Source organism: Sandaracinobacteroides sp. A072, from assembly GCF_052616365.1.
On record NZ_JBQXGU010000001.1, the window covers coordinates 535,033 to 554,044 of the forward strand.

Annotated in this window: 24 protein-coding genes; 3 read left to right on the forward strand and 21 right to left on the reverse strand. The window is 67.2% G+C overall.

What is annotated here, in order from left to right; genetic code table 11:
• Positions 1–10: 10 nt before the first annotated feature.
• From ACUJ46_RS02605 to ACUJ46_RS02620, 4 genes are all read right to left on the reverse strand, one after another.
• Entirely contained in the window at positions 11–745 is a 735-nt protein-coding gene (locus ACUJ46_RS02605; RefSeq protein ID WP_445388887.1) for a hypothetical protein, read from the reverse strand.
• Between the two features lie 94 nt (positions 746–839).
• Positions 840–2,723, reverse strand: a complete 1,884-nt coding sequence (gene feoB, locus ACUJ46_RS02610) for a ferrous iron transporter B (RefSeq protein WP_445388888.1) — start codon at positions 2,721–2,723, stop codon at positions 840–842.
• Positions 2,724–2,733: 10 nt separating this feature from the next.
• Positions 2,734–2,967, reverse strand: coding sequence for a FeoA family protein (locus ACUJ46_RS02615; RefSeq protein WP_445388889.1), 234 nt, complete (start codon positions 2,965–2,967; stop codon positions 2,734–2,736).
• A 48-nt stretch (positions 2,968–3,015) separates the two neighbouring features.
• Positions 3,016–3,687, reverse strand: coding sequence for a COQ9 family protein (locus ACUJ46_RS02620; protein ID WP_445388890.1), 672 nt, complete (start codon positions 3,685–3,687; stop codon positions 3,016–3,018).
• A gap of 300 nt (positions 3,688–3,987) precedes the next feature.
• Here ACUJ46_RS02620 and rpsU point away from each other — a divergent pair, with 300 nt between their 5' ends.
• Together rpsU and ACUJ46_RS02630 are read left to right on the forward strand one after the other, a co-directional pair.
• Complete coding sequence (rpsU, locus tag ACUJ46_RS02625) at positions 3,988–4,194, forward strand: 30S ribosomal protein S21 (RefSeq protein ID WP_445388891.1); 207 nt, start codon at positions 3,988–3,990, stop codon at positions 4,192–4,194.
• A gap of 20 nt (positions 4,195–4,214) precedes the next feature.
• Positions 4,215–4,721: an FKBP-type peptidyl-prolyl cis-trans isomerase gene (locus ACUJ46_RS02630; protein ID WP_445388892.1), complete on the forward strand. Its 507-nt coding sequence runs from the start codon at positions 4,215–4,217 to the stop codon at positions 4,719–4,721.
• Between the two features lie 145 nt (positions 4,722–4,866).
• Here the strand turns inward: ACUJ46_RS02630 and ACUJ46_RS02635 are convergent, their stop codons facing one another.
• From ACUJ46_RS02635 to aroQ, 4 genes are all read right to left on the reverse strand, one after another.
• Complete coding sequence (locus ACUJ46_RS02635; RefSeq protein ID WP_445388893.1) at positions 4,867–5,286, reverse strand: group II truncated hemoglobin; 420 nt, start codon at positions 5,284–5,286, stop codon at positions 4,867–4,869.
• A 173-nt stretch (positions 5,287–5,459) separates the two neighbouring features.
• A complete protein-coding gene (gene accC / locus ACUJ46_RS02640; RefSeq protein WP_445388894.1) occupies positions 5,460–6,803 on the reverse strand; it encodes an acetyl-CoA carboxylase biotin carboxylase subunit in 1,344 nt (447 codons plus the stop codon).
• A 13-nt stretch (positions 6,804–6,816) separates the two neighbouring features.
• The gene (gene accB, locus ACUJ46_RS02645; protein WP_445388895.1) at positions 6,817–7,290 is read right to left on the reverse strand and encodes an acetyl-CoA carboxylase biotin carboxyl carrier protein; all 474 of its coding nucleotides are present in this window, start codon (positions 7,288–7,290) and stop codon (positions 6,817–6,819) included.
• Positions 7,291–7,335: 45 nt separating this feature from the next.
• The gene (aroQ, locus tag ACUJ46_RS02650; protein WP_445388896.1) at positions 7,336–7,785 is read right to left on the reverse strand and encodes a type II 3-dehydroquinate dehydratase; all 450 of its coding nucleotides are present in this window, start codon (positions 7,783–7,785) and stop codon (positions 7,336–7,338) included.
• Between the two features lie 50 nt (positions 7,786–7,835).
• Here aroQ and thiS point away from each other — a divergent pair, with 50 nt between their 5' ends.
• Complete coding sequence (thiS, locus tag ACUJ46_RS02655) at positions 7,836–8,834, forward strand: sulfur carrier protein ThiS (RefSeq protein WP_445388897.1); 999 nt, start codon at positions 7,836–7,838, stop codon at positions 8,832–8,834.
• A gap of 8 nt (positions 8,835–8,842) precedes the next feature.
• Here the strand turns inward: thiS and ACUJ46_RS02660 are convergent, their stop codons facing one another.
• The 13 genes from ACUJ46_RS02660 to proB form a co-directional block, all read right to left on the reverse strand.
• Entirely contained in the window at positions 8,843–9,280 is a 438-nt protein-coding gene (locus ACUJ46_RS02660; RefSeq protein WP_445388898.1) for a DUF1810 domain-containing protein, read from the reverse strand.
• Positions 9,277–9,771: an RNA pyrophosphohydrolase gene (locus tag ACUJ46_RS02665; protein ID WP_445388899.1), complete on the reverse strand. Its 495-nt coding sequence runs from the start codon at positions 9,769–9,771 to the stop codon at positions 9,277–9,279. The genes ACUJ46_RS02660 and ACUJ46_RS02665 overlap by 4 nt, the downstream gene beginning before the upstream one ends.
• A gap of 23 nt (positions 9,772–9,794) precedes the next feature.
• On the reverse strand, positions 9,795–10,718 hold the full coding sequence (locus ACUJ46_RS02670; RefSeq protein WP_445388900.1) for an alpha/beta hydrolase: 924 nt from the start codon (positions 10,716–10,718) through the stop codon (positions 9,795–9,797).
• A gap of 24 nt (positions 10,719–10,742) precedes the next feature.
• Entirely contained in the window at positions 10,743–11,516 is a 774-nt protein-coding gene (locus tag ACUJ46_RS02675; RefSeq protein WP_445388901.1) for an NAD kinase, read from the reverse strand.
• Positions 11,516–12,514, reverse strand: coding sequence for a GTP 3',8-cyclase MoaA (moaA, locus tag ACUJ46_RS02680; RefSeq protein ID WP_445388902.1), 999 nt, complete (start codon positions 12,512–12,514; stop codon positions 11,516–11,518). The genes ACUJ46_RS02675 and moaA overlap by 1 nt, the downstream gene beginning before the upstream one ends.
• 87 nt (positions 12,515–12,601) lie before the next feature.
• A complete protein-coding gene (locus ACUJ46_RS02685; protein ID WP_445388903.1) occupies positions 12,602–13,132 on the reverse strand; it encodes a demethoxyubiquinone hydroxylase family protein in 531 nt (176 codons plus the stop codon).
• Positions 13,129–13,590 carry a disulfide bond formation protein B gene (locus tag ACUJ46_RS02690; RefSeq protein WP_445388904.1) on the reverse strand — a complete coding sequence of 154 codons (462 nt, stop codon included), beginning with the start codon at positions 13,588–13,590 and terminating at the stop codon, positions 13,129–13,131. Before ACUJ46_RS02690 ends, ACUJ46_RS02685 begins: the two co-directional genes overlap by 4 nt.
• A gap of 12 nt (positions 13,591–13,602) precedes the next feature.
• On the reverse strand, positions 13,603–14,943 hold the full coding sequence (locus ACUJ46_RS02695; protein WP_445389520.1) for a S41 family peptidase: 1,341 nt from the start codon (positions 14,941–14,943) through the stop codon (positions 13,603–13,605).
• Positions 14,944–15,093: 150 nt separating this feature from the next.
• Positions 15,094–15,510 carry a 23S rRNA (pseudouridine(1915)-N(3))-methyltransferase RlmH gene (locus tag ACUJ46_RS02700; RefSeq protein ID WP_445389521.1) on the reverse strand — a complete coding sequence of 139 codons (417 nt, stop codon included), beginning with the start codon at positions 15,508–15,510 and terminating at the stop codon, positions 15,094–15,096.
• Positions 15,507–15,863: a ribosome silencing factor gene (gene rsfS, locus ACUJ46_RS02705; protein ID WP_445389522.1), complete on the reverse strand. Its 357-nt coding sequence runs from the start codon at positions 15,861–15,863 to the stop codon at positions 15,507–15,509. The genes ACUJ46_RS02700 and rsfS overlap by 4 nt, the downstream gene beginning before the upstream one ends.
• A 59-nt stretch (positions 15,864–15,922) precedes the next feature.
• A complete protein-coding gene (locus tag ACUJ46_RS02710) occupies positions 15,923–16,507 on the reverse strand; it encodes a nicotinate-nucleotide adenylyltransferase (protein WP_445389523.1) in 585 nt (194 codons plus the stop codon).
• A gap of 67 nt (positions 16,508–16,574) precedes the next feature.
• Positions 16,575–17,849 (reverse strand): glutamate-5-semialdehyde dehydrogenase, encoded by a 1,275-nt coding sequence (locus ACUJ46_RS02715; RefSeq protein ID WP_445388905.1) that lies wholly within the window; start codon positions 17,847–17,849, stop codon positions 16,575–16,577.
• Positions 17,846–19,003 (reverse strand): glutamate 5-kinase, encoded by a 1,158-nt coding sequence (gene proB / locus ACUJ46_RS02720; protein WP_445388906.1) that lies wholly within the window; start codon positions 19,001–19,003, stop codon positions 17,846–17,848. Before proB ends, ACUJ46_RS02715 begins: the two co-directional genes overlap by 4 nt.
• Positions 19,004–19,012 lie beyond the last annotated feature (9 nt).

Below are 19,012 nucleotides of genomic sequence, written 5' to 3' on the forward strand. Positions count from 1 at the left end.
GCGCCCGTCCTCAATCCGGCCCGGCACCGGCAGGATTGCCCGTCACCAGACGGGAGAGGATCGCGGCGCGGTCCAGCGGTTCCGCCGGCAGCGCAAGGCGCGTGGCCGGAATCTCGGCCTGTTTCACATCCTGCAACCGGAAGCGCCCCTCGGATTCGAGCGGCGTGCCGCGCGAAAAGACGGCGCGCATCTCGGCCATCATGTCGGCCGCCATTTCACCCATCATCGGGGCCGCCATCAGCATCATCGATTCCAGATAGCGCGTGATGGCCCTGCCGAGGGGCTCCAGCGCCGCGTCGTTCGAAAGCACGAAGACCTGAACGTCCGGCTGGGCCGGATTCCCGAGGCTGACGCGCGTGACGGTGCCTTCGTGGCCGGCAACCCGGCGCGATCCTTCCTCGCTGATCCGTGGCGCCTGCCGGGGCGCCACCTCTGCGGCAGCGGAGAAGAGGGACGAGAAGATCGGCCCGACCCGTTCCCCGAGCACGGCGGCGACATCCTCGATCTTCATCACCTCGGCCTCGCCACCGGCGGCGGTCGTGACGAGATAATAGGTGCCGCCAAGCTCCAGCCCGTAGCGGTCGGCGCCCGGCTCCCCGATGCGGAAGTCGCCATTGTCACCGACCTCGACTTCGAGCTGCTTCGGATCGGATTCGCCATGATAGAGTGCGCGCAGCCCCGCGTTTGCGGGCGCGCCCGCAAGTAGCAACGCCGCCAGAAGCGCCCAATTCGATGTGCCCCGCATGTCCGTTCCTCCCCCGTGTCAGGGATGGATCATCTGCCGCCCGTGACCTGCTTGCAAGCCCCCGGCAGAGCCGGGCCGGGGCAGGGGCGCCCGCTCAGTCGAGAAGGGCCGTTGCCACCCGGAAGGTGATCCAGGCTGCCGCCCAGGCCAGCATGAAGAGATAGGCGAGCATGAAGCCCGGCCATGTCCAGCCGCCTGTCTCGCGGCGGACGACTGCGAGCGTGGAGAGGCATTGCGGCGCGAAGACGAACCAGGCGAGGAAGGCGAGCGCTGTCGGCAGGGACCAGCTGCCGCGCAGCCGGTCAACCAGGCCGCCCGGATCATCCGGCGTTGCCTGCAGGGCATAGACGGTGCCCAGTGCCGAGACGACGATTTCGCGTGCAGCCATGCCGGGCACAAGGGCGATGGCGATTTCCCGGTTGAAGCCGATGGGGCGGACCAGCGGCTCGATCGCATCGCCGATGCGGCCGGCGATGCTGTGGTTGATCGCCGGGCCGGTCGCGCCCGGCGGCGGCGCCGGGAAGCTGGCCAGCCCCCACAGGAGGATGGTGGCGGCAAGGATCACCGTGCCGGCGCGTTTCAGGAAGGCTGCCGCCCGGATCCACAGCCCCAGCAGTATGTCCCGGGCAACGGGCGGCTGATAGGCGGGCATTTCCATCAGGAAGCCCGGGGCCTTGCCGCGCGTGATCGTGCGCCGCAGCACAAGGGCCACCAGCATCGCACCGGCAATGCCCGCGACATAAAGGCAGAACAGCACGAAGCCCTGCAGCCCCACCGGCCCCCAGAGCGGGCGGGCCGGAATGAAGGCGGCAATGATCAGCGTATAGACCGGAAGCCGGGCCGAGCAGGTCATCAGCGGCGCGATCATGATGGTGGTGAGCCGGTCGCGTTCGTCGGCGATGGTTCGGGTGGCCATGATGCCGGGAATGGCGCAGGCGAATGAAGAGAGCAGCGGAATGAAGGCCGCCCCGTTGAGGCCGACAGCCGCCATCAGCCTGTCCATCAGGAAGGCCGCGCGGGTCATGTAGCCCGATCCTTCGAGCAGCAGGATGAAGGTGAAGAGGATGAGGATCTGCGGCAGGAAGATGATGACCGAGCCGACGCCGGCGATCACGCCATCGACGACAAGGGACCGCAGATGCCCCTCAGGCAGGTGGCGGGTGGCCAGATCCTGCAGGGCCGTCGTTCCGGCCTCGATCCAGCCCATGGGGGCTTCCGCCCAGCTGAAGACGGCCTGGAACATCAGGAACAGGAGGGCGGCCAGAATCACCGGGCCGAGAAGCGGGTGCAGCACGACCGCATCGAGCCTGCGCGTGATGCGGCGGCCACGGCCTTCCTTCAGCGTGACATCGGTAGCAAGGTGCCGGGCGGCGCGGCCGAGAGCGCGTGTGTCGGCGGGGATGAAATCGGCGGGCGGTGCCGGCAGGGCCGTGCCCGGCGATCCGGTCGCGGGGCTGGCGGGCAGCAGATGCGCCTCTGCCATGGAGAGCAGCCCTTCGAGGCCGCGCCGGCGCACGGCAACGGTTTCAACCACGGGGATTCCGAGTCGCTGTTCCAGCAGCGCCCTGTCCAGCAGCAAGCCATCGCGCGCGGCCATGTCCATGCGGTTGAGGGCCATGATCGCGGGGATGCCGAGCCGCAGGCAGTCGAGCGCCAGCCGCAGATGGGCGGCAAGATTGGTTGCATCCGTGACGAGGATGAGGCCGTCCGGCCGCCGTTCGCCCTGCTGGCGGCCAAGCAGCGTGTCCCGCGTGACGGCTTCGTCCGGGGAATGGGGCGTCAGGCTGTAGCAGCCGGGCAAGTCCAGAAGTTCCGCCGCACGGCCCGATGGCAGAAGGACGGCCGCAGTTTTTCGCTCGACGGTGACGCCCGGATAATTGCCGACCCGCTGCCGCGCGCCCGACAGGGCGTTGAACAGCGATGTCTTGCCGGCATTGGGGTGCCCCACTAGGGCGATGCGGGGCAGGGCCGTGTCCATGCTTGCCGCTTCAGTCTAGGATGATGGCGCGGGCAAGCGCGCGGCGCAGCCCGACCATGGCGCCATCCACCCGCACTGCCAGCGGATCGCCAAGCGGCGCGCGATGCAGAAGCTCGACTTCGGCCCCTTCGTCGAAGCCCATTTCAAGAAGCCGGGCGGATTCGGCCGGGTCAAGGCCGCGGATTTCCCGCACCCGGCCCGTGTCGCCGCGTGCGAGGCTGTCGACCGTGTTGCCGCGCATCATGGCGCTTTCTGGAATCCGGCGCAGCGGCTCATGGGGCGGGGGCCTGCCTCAGCCCTCGACAGGGTAGCGCAGCCGGCCGAGGAAGCGAAGCGGGCTCAGCCGTGCCGCGTCGCCCGCCGGGCGGAAGCGGGTCTTCATCTTCTCGAACCGCATCACGCCGGCGATCCGCCGGTCGAGGAAGGCCCATGTGTCGGCGAAGTCCTCGCTGTCGTCGTTCAGCCAGACGAGAAGCGTGGCGGCATAGACGGCCCCGGCGATGGCGCGCTTGGAATAGAAATTGAAATCGGTGCTGGTGTCGCCACAGGCGCGCCAGATGCTGTCCGCCGTCCGCCAGCCGAGGCGGGCGGCGCGGGCGGCATGCTGCGGCTGGGCGAGTATGGCAGTTGCCCGTCGCACTGCCTCGCGGTGGGGGGCGGCCTGTTCGAGCCGGGTGCGGATGGCGAGGGTGATTCGCTCGCGAATCTTCAGCCCGTCCACGCCGGCTGCGGCAAGCGTGTCTTCCATGCGCCTGTCGGCAAGGGCGACATAGGCCTCCACCATCTCGATGGCGCCGCCGGGAAAGGCGAGTCGGGCCATGGCGGGCTCGATCCCGAGATCGCGGGCGGCAGCCTCGACCGCAGCGCGCGACCAGCCATCGAACGGAACATGGGGCAGCATTGCCTTGGCCAGAACGGGCTTCAGTTCATCGAGCGTCATATCTGCCGGATCTGCATCTGTCATGCCATGGCTCCTAGAAGGAAAGCGGGGCGATGAAAAGGCAAGGGGCAGGCGGCCGCTTGCCGCGCACATTGCCTTTTGCTATGCGGCGCCGGACGACGTCGGCCATGCCGGCGGCGCGCCCCTTTGCGTTAACGGATGTTTCCACCTTCTTTCCATGGTGGGTCACGGCATCAAGGCGCCCGCGGGCCTGCCGCTTCGGCTTCCGGGCCGGCACGAATGACAAGGGGTCCGCAACGGTGCCAGCCCGGCGCCAGGGTGGGCCTGAAACAGAATTTCTATCGGGAAGGTGCTGAACTTCACATGCAGATCATCGTTCGCGACAACAACGTCGACCAGGCGCTCAGGGCGCTCAAGAAGAAGCTCCAGCGCGAAGGCGTTTACCGCGAGATGAAGCTGCGCCGCCACTATGAGAAGCCGTCGGAAAAGCGCGCCCGTGAAAAGGCCGCCGCTGTCCGTCGTGCCCGCAAGCTGGACCGCAAGCGCGCAGAGCGCGACAGCCAGCGCTGAAATCCGGGCAGGGGTTCGGCATGGCGTCTGATACGAAGCAGGGCTACGGCCTTGGAAAATGGGTGGTGGCGGGCCTCGTTCTTGCCATCGGTGCCGTGGGCCTGTCCCTTGTCGGCACCGAGCCCTTGAGGGCGCCCGCGCGCGACGCCCGGGACTTTCTCGCCGCGAATCAGGAGAAGCCCGGCGTGAAGACCACCGAATCCGGCCTGCAGGTTGAAATGCTTGCCGCTGGCGAGGGCGATTCGCCCCGCGCCGACGATACGGTCCTCGTGCATTACGAAGGCCGCCTCAAGGACGGCACCGTCTTCGATTCGAGCTACCAGCGCGGCCAGCCTGCGGTCTTCGGCGTCGGCGATGTGATTCCGGGCTGGACCGAGGGGCTGCAACTGATGCGGCCGGGCGGCAAGGCCCGTTTCACCATTCCGCCCGAACTGGGCTATGGCGCCCGCGGCGCCGGCGGCGTCATTCCGCCCAACGCGGTGCTCGTGTTCGACGTGGAACTGCTGGCCATCGCGCCGCGCGAATAGTCTGAACCATGCTATCCCCCGGGCTGTTCAAGGCTGGGCGGAAAAATGATCAGGTGGCGGATCTGAAAGGGTCCGCCACTTTTTTGTTCTTTCAGATGTCGCCGGGCTTCTGGCAGGAACGGCCGACATGCCTCCGGCGAGCGGTTCAGGCGGGCACGTCTTCCGGCCGGCGGTTGATCATCATCCGCGCCATCCTTGCCAGCGCGCCTGCGATTTCGGCCGAGAAATCCTGATCCAGCCCCGGCTGGCCGGCAATCGCGCGGGCCATGGCCTCCAGCCACTGGAAGGAAAGCGCTGGCGTGATGGCCAGAGGGCGATGAAGCGACATCACGCAGCCCTTTGACGAATCCGCGAACCAGTCCCGCGGGCCGCCGAGCCATCCCGTGAGAAAGCTTGCCAGCCCCTCGCGCACCGGGCCGAGATCGTCCGCGTGCATGGCGCGGAGCTCGGCATAGGCCGGATCCCGGTCCATCAGGGCATAGAAGCGCGCGACGATGGCATCGACGGCCGGGCGGCCACCGATCTGCGCAAAGGGCGTCTGGCTGGTTTCGGCTGTGTCGGCCATGATCCTGTTCCCCTGTTTCGGGATGGGCGGCGCATGCCACGGCGGGCAGTCGCGGATAATGACGTGGGTCAAAGCGGCCCGGACAGAAGGGCAGGGCAGCCCCGAGGACTGCCCCGCCACGCCGTTCGTTCCGCCTGGTCAGCCGCCAAGTATCCCTGTTCAGGCCAGTCTTTTCAGGACTTGCGGGCCAGCAGGGCTTCCAGCCACTTGATGCTGTAATCCCCGCTCAGGATGTCAGGCTCGTTCATGAGCCGCTGATGCAGGGGGATGGTGGTGCGAATGCCCTGGACGACCATTTCCTCGAGCGCGCGGCCCATGCGCCTGATGGCTTCATCGCGCGTGTCCGCGTGCACGATCAGCTTGGCGATCAGGCTGTCGTAGGTGGGCGGCACGCGATAGCCGGAATAGAGGGCGGAATCGACACGCACGCCAAGCCCGCCGGGGCTGTGATAATCCGTGACGAGGCCGGGCGAGGGCGCGAAGGTCTGCGGATCCTCGGCGTTGATGCGGGCCTCGATGGCATGCCCCTTCAGCTGCACCTCTTCCTGGGTACGCGAAAGGCCAAGCCCGGCAGCGACCCGGATCTGTTCCTTCACGAGATCCATGCCGGTCAGCATTTCCGTGACCGGATGCTCCACCTGCAGGCGGGTGTTCATCTCGATGAAATAGAACTGGCCGTCTTCCCACAGGAATTCGATCGTTCCGGCGCCACGGTATTTCATGTCGGCCATGGCGCGGGCGCAGATTTCCCCCATGCGCGCGCGTTCGCTGGCGGAAAGCACCGGGGAGGGGGCTTCTTCCAGCACCTTCTGGTGGCGGCGCTGGAGCGAGCAGTCGCGTTCACCGAGGTGGATGGCCTTGCCCTGTCCGTCGCCGAACACCTGGAACTCGATGTGGCGCGGGTTCTTCAGATATTTCTCGATATAGACCGCATCATGGCCAAAGGCTGCCTTCGCTTCGGCGCGGGCCTGGCGGAAGGCGCCTTCCAGCATGGCGGCGTTTTCCACCACCTTCATGCCGCGCCCGCCACCGCCGGCGGCGGCCTTCACCAGCACGGGGTAACCGAATTTTTCGGCAACCGCGCGGGCTTCCTCCACCGTCTCGACAGCGCCGTCGGAGCCTGGAACCAGCGGCAGGCCGAGGGCGCCGGCCGTGCGCTTGGCCTCGACCTTGTCGCCCATGGTGCGGATATGATCCGGCGACGGACCGATCCAGGTAATGCGGTGCTCTTCCACGATTTCGGCGAAGCGGGCATTTTCCGAAAGGAAGCCATAGCCGGGGTGGATGGCATCGGCCTGCGCGATTTCGGCGGCGGCGATGATGTTGGGAATGTTGAGATAGCTGTCCGTCGATGAGGGCGGGCCGATGCAGATGGCCTCGTCAGCCAGCAGCACATGCTTGGCCTTGGCATCGGCCGTGGAGTGGACGGCCACGGTCTTGATGCCCATTTCACGCGCGGCGCGGTGAACGCGAAGCGCGATCTCGCCACGGTTGGCGATCAGGATCTTGCGGAACATCGGGTCGGGCAGCCTATTCGATGATGACCAGCGGCTGGTCATATTCGACCGGCTGCTCGTTATCGACCAATATGGCCTTCACCTGGCCGGCGCGCGGGGCGATGATCGGGTTCATCACCTTCATCGCCTCGACGATGAGCAGCGTGTCGCCTTCCTTCACCATGGTGCCCGCCGCCACATAGGGGGCAGCGCCCGGCTCGGGGGCCAGATAGGCCGTGCCGACCATGGGCGATTTGACGGCGCCGGGGTGATCGGCGGCAGCCGGCGCGGGCGCGGCGGCTGCAACGGCGGCTGCGACGGGGGTAGCGGCAGGCGCTGCTGCCACAGCGGCGACAGGCGTGCCCTGCCGCGCGACGCGGATGGCCCTGTCACCATCATGCACTTCGATTTCGGTCAGGTTGGTTTCATCGAGAAGACCGGCGAGTTGGCGCACCAGTTCCAGTTCCACCCGCATCTGGGAGCTGTCAGCCGATTTCGAAGCCGCCATCGAATACCCTTTTCCTGTGGTTGCGTTGGTTGTTTTCGTTTCCGATCAGTTCTTGCCTTGCCGCATCCGCGCCGCCGCGTCCAGCGCGAGGGCATAGCCGCCGGCGCCGAAACCCTGGATGACACCCGCCGCTACTGGCGAGACATGGCTGACATGGCGAAAGGCCTCGCGGGCGGCCGGGTTCGACAGATGCACCTCGATGACCGGCACGGAAACCGCCCTGATCGCATCGCGCAGGGCGATGGATGTGTGGGTATAGGCCCCGGCGTTCAGGATCACGGCCAGCGCCTTGCGGGCGCCGGCTTCGTGCAGCCAGTCGATCAGATGGCCTTCATGGTTCGATTGCCGGCAATCGACCGTGATGCCCAATGCCTGGCCCTGGTCGTGCAGCATGGCGGCGATGTCATCCAGCGTGGTTGCGCCGTAGATCTCCGGCTCGCGTGTGCCCAGCAGATTGAGGTTGGGGCCGTTCAGCACCATGACCAGGTCCGTCATCGCCAGCATCTCCTGTTGAGTGTGTGTGCCGCGCTCTATAGGGAGGCGGCATGGAAATCGCCATCACGCTGAATGGAGAGCCGCGCAGGCTTGCCGCTGGAACCAGTGTCGATGCCCTTGTGCTGAGCCTCGAGCTGCCGCCGGGCCGTGTCGCCGTGGAGAGGAACCGCGAGATCGTGCCCCGCAGCCAGTGGGGTGCGGCTGTGCTGGGCGAAGGAGATCAGGTGGAAATCGTGCATTTCGTGGGCGGCGGCCAGCAGGCCGCACAGAATTCAGCGCAGGATGACGGCTGGCAGGTGGCGGGGCGGCGCTTCCGGTCCCGGCTGATCGTGGGCACCGGCAAATATCGCGACTACGCCCAGAATGCCGCCGCCGCCGAAGCCGCAGGCGCGGACATCGTGACGGTGGCGGTGCGCCGCGTGAACCTGACCGACCGGTCGCAGCCGATGCTGACCGAATTCCTCGACCCTGCCCGTTTTACCTACCTGCCGAACACGGCGGGCTGCTTCACGGCCGAAGACGCGCTGCGCACGCTGCGCCTCGCCCGCGAGGCCGGTGGCTGGACGCTGGTGAAACTTGAAGTGCTGGCCGACCAGAAAACGCTTTTCCCCGACGTGATCGAGACCATCCGCGCCACCGAGACGCTGGTGAAGGAAGGCTTCGACGTGATGGTCTATACCAGCGACGATCCCGTCATTGCCCGCCGGCTTGAGGATGCGGGGGCGGCTGCCATCATGCCGCTGGGTGCGCCGATCGGCTCGGGCCTTGGCATCCAGAACAGGGTCAATATCCGCCTGATCGTCGAGCAGGCGAAGGTGCCGGTGCTGGTGGATGCGGGTGTCGGCACGGCGAGTGACGCCGCCATCGCCATGGAGCTTGGCTGCGACGGCGTGCTGATGAACACCGCCATCGCCGAAGCGAAAGACCCGGTGCGGATGGCGCGCGCCATGAAGGCCGCCGTGGAAGCCGGGCGTGATGCCTATCTGGCAGGCCGCATGCCGGTGCGCCGCTATGCCGACCCGTCAAGCCCGCTTGCCGGCCTGATCTGAAGCTGGCTTCAACCGGGCTTGCTGCCGCCCAGCAAGTCCAGGGTTGGCGCGTGCGGCACGCCGCCGAAGAAGGTTTCAAGCGCCTTCTCATAGGGGTCGTCGCCACCGGAGGCTTCGGCGAACAGCGTCATGGAGGCGTGGAACTTCATGTCGTCGGGCGTGCCGAGGATCTGTGTCGCGCTGAGGCCGGGGTGGTGCAGCACCGCCTTCGTCACGGCTTCGAGGCGGTCGGCGAGCAGTGGGTCCGCCAGATAGGCGCGGGCTTCCCCCAATGAGCCGATGGCGTAGCGCATGGCCATGGGGCTGCGGCCAAGCCCCGCCATCTGCGGGAAGATGAACCACATCCAGTGGCTTTTCTTGCGGCCCGCGTGCAGTTCCGCAAGCGCCGTGTCAAAGGCGCCCTGCTGGGCCATGTGGAACCGGGCGAGGTCGAATCCCACGCTCACCGGATATGCGGCCCCAGTTCCTTCAGGATCGCGGCATAGAGATCGCGCTTGAACGGCACGATGAGGGCGGGAAGCTCAGGCAGGGGCGCCCATTTCCAGGCCTTGAACTCGGCATGGCCATGATGGGCATGGGCGTCGAGATTCACGTCTCTATCGGTGCCGAGGAAGCGCAGCGCATACCATTTTTGCCGCTGGCCACGGTATTTTCCGCCCCATATCCTGCCCAGCAGCTCGGGCGGCAGGTCGTAAGTCAGCCAGTCGCGTGTTTCGGCGATCGGTTGGACGAGGTTCGGCAGGACGCCGGTTTCCTCCTCCAGTTCACGAAGCGCCGCCGGCAGGGGCTCTTCGCCCTTGTCTATGCCGCCCTGCGGCATCTGCCAGGCCTCGGCGATGGAATCGTAACGCTGGCCCACGAAGACATGACCCATGGGGTTCACCAGCATCACGCCGACGCCGGGCCTGTAGGGCAGTTTCGATGGATCCGTCTTCATGGGCTGCGTCATCCTCTGTCAGTTCAGCCGAGCAGGGCCTTCAGATCAGCCAGCTGGTCGAGCAGATCCTGCTGGCCGGACGGGATCGCCCCGCGCGTCTGCATGCAGCCATGGATCTGGCCTGCCGCTTCGCGGAAGATGACCCGGTGGCCGGTGGAAACGAGCTTGGCGGCATAGGCCCGGCCCTGGTCGCGCAGCGGATCAAGCCCGCAGGTGAAGACCATGGCGGGCGGCAGGCCGTCCCACTCGGTCGCCTGCATGGGGCTTGCCCAGGGGTGGTTGGGGTCCGGCGCATAATGGGCAGTGAACCAGGCCATGCCCTCGGCGGTCAGCATATAGCCTTCGGCGAATTCCTCCATCGAGCCGCCATTGGCCTGCATGTCGACGCCCGGATAGATGAGCCACTGAGCGATCAGCGGGATTTCCCGCGCCGTCTCGCGCGCGACGACAGCCGCGAGGTTGCCGCCGGCAGAATCGCCCGCGAGGATCTGGCCCGTGACCTTGTGGCCGATTTCGGCCGGCGAACCGGCGATCCAGCGCGCGGCGGCCAGGCAATCCTCGGTTGCGGCGGGGAAGGGCGCTTCGGGCGCAAGGCGGTAATCGATGGAGACGACGGTGTGCCCCGTCTGCAGCGCGATTTCCGCACAGAGCGAATCATGGGTTTCGATATCGCCGATCACCCAGCCGCCGCCGTGGAAATAGGTGAGAACGGGCGCCGGGCCGGACGGGGCGGCATTCTGGTAGATGCGGGCGGGGATGGCGCCGGCGGGGCCGGGAATGCGGATGTCTTCCTTGCGCTTCAGCGCCGGTGCCGGGCGCTCCATCAGGCCACCCATGGCCTTCATCATCTGGCGCGCGGTTTCCGGGTCCACCTCGTGCATCTGCGGCCCCTGGGCCTGCGCCAGCAGGTTCAGCGCGTTCTGCACATCTTCACGAACATAAGGCATTGGCATTCCTCCCTCTTGTGTCTTTCAGCTTTGAAACTGTTCCATCACGATGCGGTCGTCCAGCGCATAATCAGGGTCGAACAGAAGTTCGAGCCTGCGGGTCAGGTCGTTCGTCACCTTCACATGCACTACGTCGCGCACTTCGACCTGGTCGGCCACGGCGCTCACGGGGCGGCGATCGGCTTCCAGCATGCGGAATTCCACCACCGAGCGGTTGTTGACCAGCGCGCCGCGCCAGCGGCGGGGGCGGAAGGGGCTGAGGGCGGTGAGCGCCAGCAGGTCGCAATCGAGCGGCAGGATCGGCCCGCCGGCGGACAGATTATAGGCGGTCGATCCGGCGGGCGTGGATACGAGCACGCCATCGCAGGAAAGTTCCTCCAGCCGGACCTTGCCATCGATCATGATCTCGATCTTGGCGGCCTGGCGCGTTTCCCTGAGCAGCGACACTTCGTTGAAGGCCGGCGAGACGATCGTCTCGCCCGAGGCCGTCGTCGCCTCCATCACCAGCGGAGACAGGAAGAAGCTGCGGGCGGCGGCGACGCGGGCCGGCAGGTCTTCCGTCTGGTAATCATTCATCAGGAAGCCGAGGGTGCCCTTGTTCATTCCGAAGACCGGCAGCGGGCGGGCGGATTTGAGCACACGGTGCAGCACCGCCAGCATGAAGCCATCGCCGCCAAGCGCGACGAGGGCGTCGGCCGAACGCTTGTCATGGAAAGTGTGGAGGGCTCTCAGCTCCGCGCCGGCGGCTTCGGCCTGCGGCGTGTTGGAGACGAGAAGCCCGAGCTTCCTTTCCGGCATCAGCCGCCTGTCATCGACATGTGGCGGCCGACGGCGGCGGCAGGCGCGGTCCGGTCGATCACGAAATCATGGCCTCTGGGCTTCAGGCGCATCGCCGTGTCGAGTGCGGCATCGAGGGCTTCGGGGCCGCCCTCACGCAGCAGGTCGCGCAGTTCCAGCCTGTCTTCCTGGCCGAGGCACATGAAGAGCGTGCCCGTTGCCGTGACCCGGACGCGGTTGCAGCTTTCGCAGAAATTATGCGTGAGCGGCGTGATGAAGCCGAGCTTCTGGCCGGTTTCGGTCACGCGCTCATAGCGGGCCGGACCGCCCGTGCGCTCGGCCGTGGGAGAGAGGCTGTAGTGGGCGGCTATCCGTGCCCGCACCTCGGTCAGCGGCAGGTAGCGGTCGGTCCTGTCCTCTTCGATGAGCCCGAGGGGCATGGTTTCGATGAAGGTGAGGTCATGCCCCAGTTCCCCGCACCAGGCGATCATCGGCAGGATCTCGTCTTCGTTGAGGCCCTTCAGCGCCACCATGTTGATCTTGATGGCGATGCCGGCTTCCCGTGCCGCGGCAATGCCTTCGAGCACCGGGACGAGGTCCCCGCGCCGGGTGATCCGGCGGAAGCGCTCCCGGTCGAGGCTGTCGAGGCTGACATTGATTCGCCGGACACCCGCCTTCGCCAGCGGCTCTGCAAAGCGCGCGAGCTGGCTGCCGTTGGTTGTCAGCGTCAGTTCTTCCAGCCCGTTGCCGATGTGGCGGGAGAGGCTGTTCACAAGCTCGATGAAGCCCTTGCGCACCAGCGGTTCGCCGCCCGTGAGGCGCAGCCGGGTCACGCCGCGCGCGATGAAGGCGCTGGCGACGGCGTCCAGCTCCTCCAGGGTGAGCACGTCGCGCCGGGGCAGGAACTCCATGTCCATCGGCATGCAATAGGTGCAGCGGAAATCGCATCTGTCGGTAACCGACAGGCGCACATAGCTGATGCGCCGCCCGAAGCCGTCTATGAGGGGCCGTGTCACCATCACATCCTTCTAGGCGCTCGCCGTCACAGCTCAAACACGCAAAAACGAAGAGGGGCGGAAACTTCGCCCGGCTGGCCCTGCCGGCTGTCAGATCCGTTCGGAAATCCGGATGGCGGCGCGGCAGCCCAGGCGGATCAAGGCCGACATCAGCGGCCAGCCCGGCGCCTGTTCCGCGCCATGGTCGAGTGCAGTGTCGCGATGCTCCAGCTCTTCTTCCTGGAAGTCGGCGATCATGGCCTCGAGCTCCGGATCGTCGCCGTCCAGCTGGTCACGCTGTGCCTGATAATGACGGTCGATCTCGGTCTCGACGGCAGCCGTGACAGCCATCGCAGCCTTCGGCCCGGCAAGGGCGGATGCAGCGCCCAGGGCAAAGCCCGCGGCATGCCAGATCGGCATCAGGAGGGTCGGGCGGACCCGACGTTCGCGGATCAGCCGGTCAAAGGCCTCGAGATGCTTTTCCTCCTGCTGCGCCATGCGCGCGATTTCCGGCGAAATGGCGGCGCGGTTGCCCATAACGGCAAGCTGCCCGGCATAGATGCGCGCTGCGCCATATTCGCCGGCATGGTCCACCCGGATCATCGCCGCGGTATCGGGAAGAGGGTCGCCTGCCAGTCTCATGCACGTCTCCAGAGGATCAGCCCGCCGATTGCCGCCATGGCCGATATCAGGGCATTCCAGCCTGCCATCGAAAGGCCCATCAGGCTCCACGGAATTTCGTCGCAGCGCACCAGCGGGGTTTCGAGCAGGCCGGCAAGCATGTCGGCCTGGCTCATTCCAGGCTGGAAGTTCGCCGTGCAGCCGGTGGGGCTTGGCCACCAGCCCTGTTCGACACCCATGTGAAAACCGCCCAGCCCGGCGGACAGGAGCATCGCGAGAATGGCAAGAAGCGCAAGGATGCGGTTGCCGGAAACCATGCCCGAAAGGGCGAGTACCAGCACGCCAAGATGCCCGTATCGCTGCCAGTAGCACATCTCGCAGGGCGCAAGCCCGCCGATGTGCTGGAAAGCCAGCGCCCCCAGAAGGAGCGTGCCGGAAACGGCAAAAAGGAACAGCGATGCCTGTCGTGCCGGCGCCATGGTGCCCCCCGTTCAGCCGGCGCGGCGTTCGGGCCGCGCGGTGGCGGTGCGGTTCAGGATCCTGACGGCATAATCCATCTGGAAGTCGGTGATGCCGGCTTCCTTCAGCGCTTCGGCCGTGCGGTCGAAGCGCGGATTGGTCTTGCCATCATCCTCGATCAGCCGGTCATCGGCGGCGCCTTCGGCCAGCAGGTGGTTGCGAAGATCCGCTTCGCGCAGGCGCGGGCGCTCCTGTCGGGAAGGGTCCGTCAGCTGCGGCACATGGATATCCGGCTCGATCCCGGCTTCCTGCACGCTGCGCCCCGAGGGCGTGTAGTAGCGCGCCGTCGTCAGCCGCAGGCCATTGTCCGGCCCCAGCGGGATCAGGGTCTGCACCGAGCCCTTGCCGAAGCTTTTCTGCCCGATCACCAGCGCCCGGCGATGATCCTGCAGCGCGCCCGCCACGATTTCGGCGGCCGAGGCCGAGCCTTCATCCACCAGAACCACGATCGGCTTGCCGCCCGCAAGATCATCGGCACGGGCGAAATAGCGGTCCACCTGGTCCTTTCCGCGCCCGCGTTGTGAAACGATCTCGCCGCGTTCGAGGAAGGTGTCCGTCACCTCGATCGCCTGGTCCAGAAGGCCGCCGGGATTGGAGCGCAGGTCAAGCACATAGCCCGCCAGATTTGGCCCGATCTGCTTCGACAGAGCCGTCACGGCCTCCCGCGTGGCTTCGCCCGTCTGCCGGTTGAAGGTGGAAATGCGGATAACTCCGACATTGCCCTGGCTCGACCAGCGCACCGGCCGCATGCGGATCACTTCGCGCACCAGCGTGAAGCTGAGCGGCTTCTGTTCGCCGGGGCGCACGATCGTCAGCTTGATGGAACTGCCGGGGTCGCCGCGCATCCTGTCCACCGCGTCGTTGAGGGAGGAGCCGAAGATCAGCGCATCGTCGATGTGGGTGATATAGTCACCGGCCTTGATGCCGGCGCGGGCGGCTGGCGTTTCATCAGTCGGGGCCACCACGCGCACGGCGCCATCTTCCGACGTGACGGTCAGCCCGAGGCCGCCATATTCGCCCAGCGTCTGGGTGCGCATGTTCTCGCTGTCGCGTGCATCCAGATAGGAGGAGTGCGGGTCGAGGCTGGCAAGCATGCCGTTGATCGCGCCCTCGATCAGGCGTTCGTCGTCCACCGGCTCGACATAGGCTTCGCGCACTTTCAGGAATACGTCCATCAGCGTGTCGAGTTGCCGCCAGCTCGGGTTGCCGGAATCGGCGGCTGCATTGCCGGCCGCCGGCTTTTCCGCGCCAAGGGATGGCGCGGGCGCAGCCAGGGCCGCCACGGCGCCGGCAGCAAGAAAGAGACGGGACATGCGCTTCATCTGCGACACCTGCATCAACTGTCATCACCCGGGCACTGCCCGTAATGGATCATCATCACTCTAGCAGCTTGAACGGCGCATGAAAGCACCGCCACGCCGCAGGCATGGCGGCCCGTATCAGGCCCTGCATCAGGCCCTGCATCAGGCACGGTGGTAAGGGTGGCCCGAGAGGATCGAGACAGCACGGTAGAGCTGTTCGGCCAGCATCGCGCGGGCCAGCAGATGCGGCCATGTCGCCGGGCCGAAGGCGAGGGCGAGATCGGCCCCGGCCCGCGTTTCCGGGCTGTGGCCATCGGCGGGGCCGAGAAGAAAGCGCAGTTCGCGCACGCCTTCGTCCCGCCAGCGGCCCATGTGCCGGGCCAGTTCCTCGCTGGAAAGCGCCTTGCCGCGTTCATCCAGCACGACGGTGATGCTGCCGGAAGGCGGCGGGGGAAAGGGCGCCCCCTCGCCCAGTTCAGTCAGGGCCGTTGGCCAGGGGGTGCGTTTCAGATAGCGCTGTGTCAGCTCGGCCTCGGGCCCATGGCCGGCCTTGCCATGGGCCAGGATGTGCAGCTTCAGGGCCGGGCGCCTTCCGCGCGCACCGGCGCGCCCGCCGAATCGAAGGCCCACATCTTTTCGAGCCCGTAGAACTGCCGCACTTCGGGGCGGAACAGGTGCACGATCACGTCCTGCGCGTCGATCAGCACCCAGTCGGCCGCAGTCAGCCCCTCGGTGCGAACCTGCCGCCCGAGCTTCTGCTTTGCTTCCTGCTCGATCCGCTGCGCAAGGGCTGCGACCTGCCGGGTGGACCGGCCGCTCGCGACCACCATGTAATCGGCAATCGCACTCTTCCCGGCGAGCGGAATGGACACGATGTCTTCGGCCTGCCCGTCTTCGAGGCACTGGAGGATCAGCGTGTGGAGCGCCTCCACATTCGCGTCGGCCGTGTCAGGGCCGGCGCTGGTCTGGCCGGCACTGGTCTGGGGGGTCTTCAATCCTGGGGTTCCTGTGTCTTGAGGAGGGCGTCCGCCCAGTCCGGGTCGGTGCGGCGGATCGCGGTCGCTGACCGCGTGTCGAGGCCGAAATGGACCAGAGAGATGGCGGGCAGGGCCCAGTTCCTCCAACCGGCGGGGTTTTTGCGGCGATATCGCCTGAGCCAGCCCATGGCCGGTGCAAGCTGGCTTTTCCCAGCATACAACGGACGCGCCATAACCACAATCGGAACAAGCCGTGCAATGTCGCGCCAGCGCGCCCAGCGGTGGAACTGGGCAAGATTGTCCGATCCCATCAGCCAGAGGAAGCGCACATGGGGATAGCGTTTGCACAGCGCTTCCAGCGTATCGACGGTGCGTTGCGTGCCCAGTTCGGATTCGATCGCCATGGGGCGGATGCGCGGGTGGCGCGCTACCTTCTCCGCCGATTTCAGCCGTGCCTGCAGCGGCGCCATGCCGGCGGCCGGCTTCAGCGGATTCTGGGGCGAAACCAGCCACCACAGCTCGTCCAGCCCCAGGCGGCGCATGGCCTCGAGGCTCATCCGCCGGTGGCCGCCATGGGCGGGGTTGAAGGAGCCGCCCATCAGGCCGACCGCATGGCCTTTCCTCAAGTCCGTCCCTCCCGCCGCGCCATGGCGCTGGTCAGGCTGCTCAGGGCCGCACCTGGCCGGTGCCAAGCACCAGAGTCTTGTAGGTGGTGAGGCCTTCCAGCGCCACGGGGCCGCGCGCGTGCAGGCGGCCGGTTGCGATGCCGATTTCGGCGCCGAAGCCGAATTCGCCGCCATCGGCGAACTGGGTGGAGGCGTTCCAGGTGACGATGGCCGAATCGACCGCTTCGAGGAAGCGGGTGGCGGCCTTTTCATCATTGGTGATGATGGCGTCGGTATGGTGGCTGCCATGGGCCTCGATATGGGCGATGGCGCCCTCCACCCCGTCAACCGTGGCGACGGCGGCGATCGGCTCCAGATATTCGGTGTCCCAGTCCTCTTCGGTCGCGGGCTTCAGGCGCGGATCGAGGGCGATGAGGTCGGGTGTCACGCGCAGTTCGCAGCCGGCATCCAGAAGGGTCTTCAGCAGGCCGGGCGCCTGGCCGGCGGCGGCCTTGTCGATCAGCAGCGTTTCCATGGCGCCGCAGATTCCGGTGCGCCGCATCTTGGCGTTCAGCGCGACCTGGCGCGCCATTTCAGGGTCGGCGCCTGCGTCCACATAGACATGGTTGTTGCCATCCAGGTGGGCGAGCACGGGCACCCGTGCATCCGCCTGCACGCGCGCCACAAGCCCCTTGCCGCCGCGCGGGATGAGGATGTCGATGAGACCGGACGCCGCGAGCATCGCGCCCACCACCGCGCGATCGGCCGTGGGCACCAGCTGGATGGCGTCTTCGGGCAGGCCTTCGGCGCGCAGGCCCTCCAGCAGCGCTTCATGGATCGCCTTCGAGGTTTCCAGCGCCTCGCTGCCGCCGCGCAGGATGCAGGCATTGCCGGCCATCAGGCACAGCGCGCCGGCATCAGCGGTGACATTGGGCCGCGATTCATAGACAATGCCCACCACGCCGAGCGGCACGCGCACACGGCGGAACTTCAGACCGTTGGGCTGGGTCCATTCGCGGATGGTTTCGCCCACCGGGTCGGGCAGGCCGGCAACGGCCTCGAGCGCCGATGCGATTCCCTCGATCCGTTCGGGCGTCAGCTTCAGCCGGTCCTGCATGGCGGCGGAAAGGCCGGAGGCGGCGGCCATGTCCCCGGCATTGGCGGCGAGGATTTCGGCTTCGCGGCGGCGCATGGCGGCTGCGGCCGCGCGGATGGCGGCCGCCTTGCGCGCCGTGGGGGTGCCGGCAAGCACGCGCGCGGCGGAACGGGCGCGGGCGCCCATGTCGGCCATCATGGCGCTGGCATCCTGCGCGGCGGAACTGGTCTTGTCTGTCATAGCATCACCATCTGGTCTCGGTGGATCATGGCCGAGCGGGGCGCATACCCCAGAAGGCCGGCGATCTCGTCGCTTCGTTTTCCGGCGATCAGCCGCGCATCGGCGGCATCATACCCGACGAGGCCCCTAGCGATGGCGCGGCCATCAGGGCAGATCACGTCCACCGCGTCGCCGCGGCGGAACCCGCCTTCCACCCGGACGATCCCGGCGGCAAGCAGGCTTTTGCCTTCGCCGAGCGCGCGCGCGGCCCCCGCATCCACATGCAGCCGCCCCAGCAGTTGCATCCGCCCGGCAAGCCAGGCCTTGCGCGCCGAAAGCGCATCGGGCGCAGTGAAGATGGTGCCACGCCCCGTTTCGGCAAAGCGCTGGAGCGGATGATCGGGCTTTCCGGCGACGATTGCAACCGGCACGCCCGCCACATGGGCGATACGGGCGGCTTCGACCTTGGCGGCCATGCCCCCCGAGCCCATGCCGGACGAAGACGCGCTGCTCGCCATATGGGCGATGGCGCCGATGTCGGGCACGGTTTCGATGAAGCGGGCCTCCGGGTCTTCCGCCGGGTTCGCGGTATAGAGGCCGTCGATGTCCGACAGCAGGATCAGGGCGTCGGCGCGACCCGCCTGCGCGGCGCGGGCGGCCAGGCGGTCATTGTCTCCGAAGCGGATTTCCTCGGTCGCGACCGTGTCATTCTCGTTCAGTATGGGAATGGCGCCCAGCTGCAGCAACCGGTCGAGCGTGGCGGAGGCATTGAGGAAGCGCCGCCTGTCCTCGAAATCGCCGAGCGTCACGAGGATCTGCGCCGCCGTCAGGCCGTGCGCGCCCAGAAGCTCCGCCCAGAGGCCGGCCAGCAGGATCTGGCCGGTGGCGGCGGAGGCCTGCGCGTCCTCCAGGCTGGCGCGACCGCCCTTCGGCAGGCCCAGCCGGCGCGATCCGAGGGCGATGGCCCCCGACGAGACGAGCAGGATCTGCTGGCCGGCTGCGCGCCGCTGCGCGAGATCATCGACCAGCGTTTCCAGCCAGGCCCGCCTGACCGCGCCATCGGGCGCGACGAGAAGCGACGAGCCGACCTTGACCACGAGGCGCGATGCGCCGCCGGGCGCGAACAGCGCGGCTCTCGAAGCGGCGTCGGAAAGGGGTGTGCCCACAGCGCTCATGTCCATCCC